The organism is Delftia sp. ASV31 (assembly GCF_016428765.1).
GTDB classification, from domain to species: Bacteria; Pseudomonadota; Gammaproteobacteria; order Burkholderiales; family Burkholderiaceae_C; genus Comamonas; species Comamonas acidovorans.
Genome location: NZ_JAELTK010000159.1, coordinates 1 through 4,709, shown reverse-complemented (window position 1 = coordinate 4,709; position 4,709 = coordinate 1). Strand labels below are relative to the sequence as shown.

Below are 4,709 nucleotides of genomic sequence, written 5' to 3'. Positions count from 1 at the left end.
GTGCCGCCGCGGTTGACCACCACGTCGTTCATGGCCAGGGCCTCGAACACGCACTGGCCGTCGCGGATCACGCGGGCGCACATCAGGGGACGCAGGTCCTCCTCGTATTCGCCCTGCAGCATGGGCGTGAGCGTGGCCTCGAAGTCCTCCAGCGCGATGTCGGTGACAAAGCCCAGGCGGCCCTGGTTCACCCCGATCAGGGGCGTTCCGTATTGCGCCAGGTGCCGGCTCACGCCGAGCATGGTGCCGTCGCCGCCGACGACCAGGCCCAGGTCGCAATGCCTGCCCAGGCCATCGACATCGAGGGTGGGGTAGTCTGTGAGCCCTGCGTGCAGGGCCGATTGGGTATCAAGCACGACTTCGCAGCCCTGGCGCCTGAGGAAGTCCGCAATGCGCTCAAGCGCGTTGCTGGCATTCTCGGACGGGGCGCTTGCGCTGGGAGCGTGGTACTTCCCGATCAAGGCAACGTGGCGAAACGTGGACGTCATTTCTGGAAATTACATCATTAAAATCATCACATGCTCGACGAACGTGCCAAGTTGTTGCTCAAAGCGCTGATCGAGCGTTATATCGCTGACGGCCAGCCTGTGGGCTCGCGAACCCTGTCGCGTGCGTCGGGGCTTGAATTGTCGCCTGCCACGATACGCAATGTGATGGCTGACCTCGAAGACCTGGGGTTGATCATCAGCCCGCACACCTCGGCGGGCCGCATTCCGACCGCCCGGGGCTACCGGCTGTTCGTGGACACCATGCTCACTGCAGACCGTGCCGATATCGTGACGCCCGAGCTCGTGCCCGAGCAGCCGCAGAAAGTCATCGCCAACGCCGCCAACCTGCTGTCCAGCCTTTCCCAGTTCGTGGGGGTGGTGTTGGTGCCGCGCCGCACCTCGGTGTTCAAGCACATCGAATTCGTGCGGCTGTCGGAGCGGCGCTTTCTGGTCATCATCGTATCGCCCGACGGTGACGTGCAAAACCGCGTCATCTTCACCGACGTGGACTACTCGTCCTCGCAGCTGATCGAAGCCTCCAACTTCCTCAACAGCCACTACGCGGGCCTGGCGATGGAAGAGGTGCGAGAGCGCCTCAAGGGCGAGGTGGAGCTGCTGCGCGGCGAGGTGGCCACGCTCATGCAGGCGGCCGTCAACATCGGCACGGAAGCCATGACCAGCGCCCAGGAGGACGTGGTCATCGCGGGCGAGCGCAACCTGCTGTCGGTCAGCGATTTCTCCAGCGACATGGGCAATCTGCGCCGCGCCTTCGACCTGTTCGAGCAAAAGACCCAGATCCTCAGGCTGCTGGATTTTTCCAGCCAGGCGGAAGGCGTGCGCATCTACATCGGCGGTGAAAGCCAGGTCGTGCCTTTCGAGGAGCTGTCCGTGGTCAGCGCGCCCTACGAGCTCGACGGCAAGGTGGTGGGCACGCTGGGCGTGATCGGGCCCACCCGCATGCACTACGACCGCATGATCCAGATCGTGGACATCACCTCCAAGCTCGTCAGCAATGCGCTGAGTCACAAGCGCTGAGTCCTGCGGGTTAGGCTCTACAATAGTTGTTTGCCATGGCCTGCATCCGTGCTGCCTTGGTGAATCAGGGGCCTTAGCTCATGCTTGGTTAGAGCAGCGGACTCATAATCCGTTGGTGCCCAGTTCGACTCTGGGAGGCCCTACCATCCATTGGTATGAAAAGTCTGCCGCCTTTCCGGGCGGCAGGCTTTTTTGCTGGGCGCACGGCTGCCGCATGGCGGGCCATCGCCCGGTTGCCAGGGAATGCGGTCGCCGGTTTTTTGCAGAAATATGGCGCTTTTGTCCGGGAGCCCCAAAACCCGCTGCTACAATGCGAAGCGTTGCGGCTGTAGCTCAGCTGGATAGAGTACTTGGCTACGAACCAAGGGGTCGTGGGTTCGATTCCTGCCAGCCGCACCAAAAAACGCAAAGCCCTGAAGTTGAAAGACTTCAGGGCTTTTTCGTTTTCCGCATCTGCATCCCTGAAATGCCAGTCAGGCCTGTTGCGCTTTCGGCAGCACGATGCTGAAGGCGCTGCCCTGGCCGGGCGTGCTTTCTATCTCAAGCTGCCCGCCATGGCGGGCGGCCACGGTGCGCACGAAGGCCAGGCCCAGGCCCACGCCGTCGAGGTGCTGGTGATGGTCCAGGCGCTCGAACGGCTGGCTCAGCCGGGCGACTGCCTGCCCATCCATGCCGGGCCCGTGGTCCCGGATGGTGATGCGGCAATGGCCTGCGTCCTGCTGCAGCAGGCATTGCACCGTGGCGGGGTTTGCCTGATCTGCGCGCGCTCCGTATTTGATGGCGTTGCCGATCAGGTTGACGGCCGCGCGGTGGAGCATGCCCGCGTCGCCCAGTACGGGGCATTCCTGTTCGGGCAGGTGGAACTCCAGCTGCACGTGGGCCGCAGAGGCCTGGGCCCAGCAGCTTTCCACGGCCTGGTCCAGCACCAGGCCCAGGTCCAGCCGTTCCCGGCGCAGCGCCTGCTGCTGGGCGCGTGCCAGGTGCACGAAATCGTCGGCCAGCTGCAGGGAGGCCTGGGCATAGCCTTCGATGCGCGGCAGCAGGAGGCCGAGGTCGGGCGCCTGTACGGCGCCGCGCTGCATCTCCAGCAAGGTGATGATGGATGCCACGGGCGCCCGGATGTCGTGCGAGATGAACTGCATTGCCAGATCGCGCTGGGCCTGGGCGCTGCGCAGATCGCTGATATCGACCAGGGTGATCAGCCAGCCCGTGGTCGGCGGTGCCTCGAAGGTCTGGGTCAGCAGCATCAGGCTGCGTCCCATGGGGTCGCGCCCCTCGCTGCTGGGCGGCAGGCCGTGGGCGGCAAGTGCCTCGGGCGTGAGCAAGGGCTGGCCGGCGGATGCGCCGGCTGCCGTGTCCAGTGCCCGCAGGCCATCGAGCAGCCGGGGCAGGGCATCGCCGGCCCTGAGGTCATGCCCCAGGCTGCGCGCATAGGCGTGGGCTGCGGCATTGGCCAGCAGCACATGGCCCTGCCGGTCGCAGACAAAGGTCGGCGAGGGCAGCTGGCGCAGGCTTTCGCTGACGAAATGGTGCAGGGCGCGCAGTTGGCGCGAAGCCTGCTCCACGGCCGCGATGCGCTGGTCCAGCAGGTCGCCGCCCAGGCGCAGCGCGGTGGGCAGGCCCTGCCCCTGCAGGTCGCGCAGCTCCAGCGCCAGAAAGCGCGCGGCGGCGCGAAGGCGCAGCCAGCTCCATAGCGGATAGGCCAGGGCCAGGCCCAGCAGGCCGGCTGCAGGCGCCGTCTGCACCTGCCACAGGCGCGGTGCAAGCCCGGCCAGAGAGAGGCAGGCCAGGGCCAGCAGCGCGCAGGCCAGCATGCCGCCCGACGGGCCCAGCCAGGCCAGGGCCAGCAGGGCCAGCAGCACGGCTGCCGCATTGAGCGCACGGTTGAGCGTGGCCGACGCGGGATGCACATGCGAGCCCTGCAGGCTGCCGTTGAGCACATGGGCCAGCATCTCCACGCTGGAGATGGGCCGCGCGCTGGTGCCCAGCGGTGCGGTGAAGCGGCTGCCCAGGCCGGTGGCCGTCGTGCCGATGAGCACGTATTTGCCGCGGAATGCCGCTGCAGGAATGCGGCCGCGCAGCACGTCGATGTAGGAATAGGTGGTGAAGGGCGAGCGGTCCCTGGCGCCTTGCTCCGGCCTGGCCTGTGCAAAGGCAATGATCTCCTGCTGGCGGCGTTGCCAGGAGGGTGCGTCTGGGTCCATGGGCGGCACGGGCTCCGGGCGGGCGCATGCGCGGCCGTTCTCGCCCACGCAGTGCAGGGCCAGCGCCATGTGCCACCAGGGCTGCTGCGCACTGCCTTCTATGGCATGGAAGCCGCGCACCGCGCCATCGGCGTCCACGGGCAGCTGGGTATGGCCCAGCGCCGCTGCGGCCTGTGCGAAGGCCGGCAGCGGACCACTGCCTGGCGCCACGGGCAAGACGGTGCGGCCGCTGCGCTGCAGAACGCGCGCCAGCAGCAGGTCGTCGCCGGGGTAGTCCAGGTCTTCCTCGCTGAGCATCACGTCCAGGCCTATGGCGCGCGGCGGTGCCTGGCTGATGCGCTCCAGCAGGCCGGCGTGCAGGGCGCGGCGCCAGGGCCAGCGGCCAATGGCGTCGATGCTGGCATCGTCGATGGCGACGATGACGATGTCCTGCGATGCCTTGGGGCGGTGCAGCCAGCTGGCCGTGTCCTGGACGAAGCCGTTGATGCGGTCGAGCTGCCCGTCGCCGCTGAGCCAGAACGTCAGGGACAGCAGGCCCGCCGCCAGCAGCAGCCAGTCCCGCCGCAGTCCACGGCCACGCGCAGGCGCTGGCTGCGCCGGCGTGGCGGGGCTGTCAGGCGGGGGCGGCTGGGTGGACAAGCGCGGTCAGGGAATGAACGGGCACGGCTACTGGCGCTGCAGGCGCTCTCCGTTGCCCGAATGCATCATCTCGCCGCTGGCGTCGACGATCCAGCTGCCGGTGCGGAACTGGCGCGCGGCCGAGAAATCGCTGCGCAGGCCGTTGGCATCCTCGATCTGCAGGCGCAGGTAGTAGCTGCCTGCGGGCAGCTCCTCGGTGCTCCATTGCGGCTGGTCGGTCCAGAGGTCCACCAGCGGCGCGGTGAACTCCTGGTCGCGCGCCACCATCACGTGGTAGCGCTGGCCGGGCTCGCCGCTCCAGCGGATCTGGCGGCTGCCTTCGGCCGGGCCGTCGCCCATCTGC

At 67.4% G+C, this 4,709-nt stretch carries 3 protein-coding genes, 2 tRNA genes and 1 pseudogene; 3 read left to right on the top strand and 3 right to left on the bottom strand.

Annotation, left to right across the window (positions count from 1 at the left end):
• Positions 1-488 (bottom strand): NAD(+)/NADH kinase (locus JHD82_RS28500; RefSeq protein WP_199140233.1); only part of this gene is annotated, 488 nt, incomplete at its 3' end.
• A 30-nt stretch (positions 489-518) separates the two neighbouring features.
• Between JHD82_RS28500 and hrcA the strand changes: the two genes are divergently transcribed.
• From hrcA to JHD82_RS28485, 3 genes are all read left to right on the top strand, one after another.
• Entirely contained in the window at positions 519-1,523 is a 1,005-nt protein-coding gene (hrcA, locus tag JHD82_RS28495) for a heat-inducible transcriptional repressor HrcA (protein ID WP_012207217.1), read from the top strand.
• 67 nt (positions 1,524-1,590) lie between these two features.
• Positions 1,591-1,669: transfer RNA gene (locus tag JHD82_RS28490), tRNA-Ile, on the top strand.
• Positions 1,670-1,845: 176 nt separating this feature from the next.
• Positions 1,846-1,922: transfer RNA gene (locus JHD82_RS28485), tRNA-Arg, on the top strand.
• A gap of 74 nt (positions 1,923-1,996) precedes the next feature.
• Here JHD82_RS28485 and JHD82_RS28480 read toward each other — a convergent pair.
• The gene (locus tag JHD82_RS28480; RefSeq protein ID WP_199140231.1) at positions 1,997-4,366 is read right to left on the bottom strand and encodes a CHASE2 domain-containing protein; all 2,370 of its coding nucleotides are present in this window, start codon (positions 4,364-4,366) and stop codon (positions 1,997-1,999) included.
• 27 nt (positions 4,367-4,393) lie between these two features.
• Positions 4,394-4,709: pseudogene (locus tag JHD82_RS28475) on the bottom strand (peptidoglycan-binding protein); the annotation flags it as partial.

Excerpts from the sequence above, each read along its gene's own strand:
- hrcA (WP_012207217.1), top strand. The coding sequence starts at position 519 with ATGCTCGACGAACGTGCCAAGTTGTTGCTCAAAGCGCTGATCGAGCGT.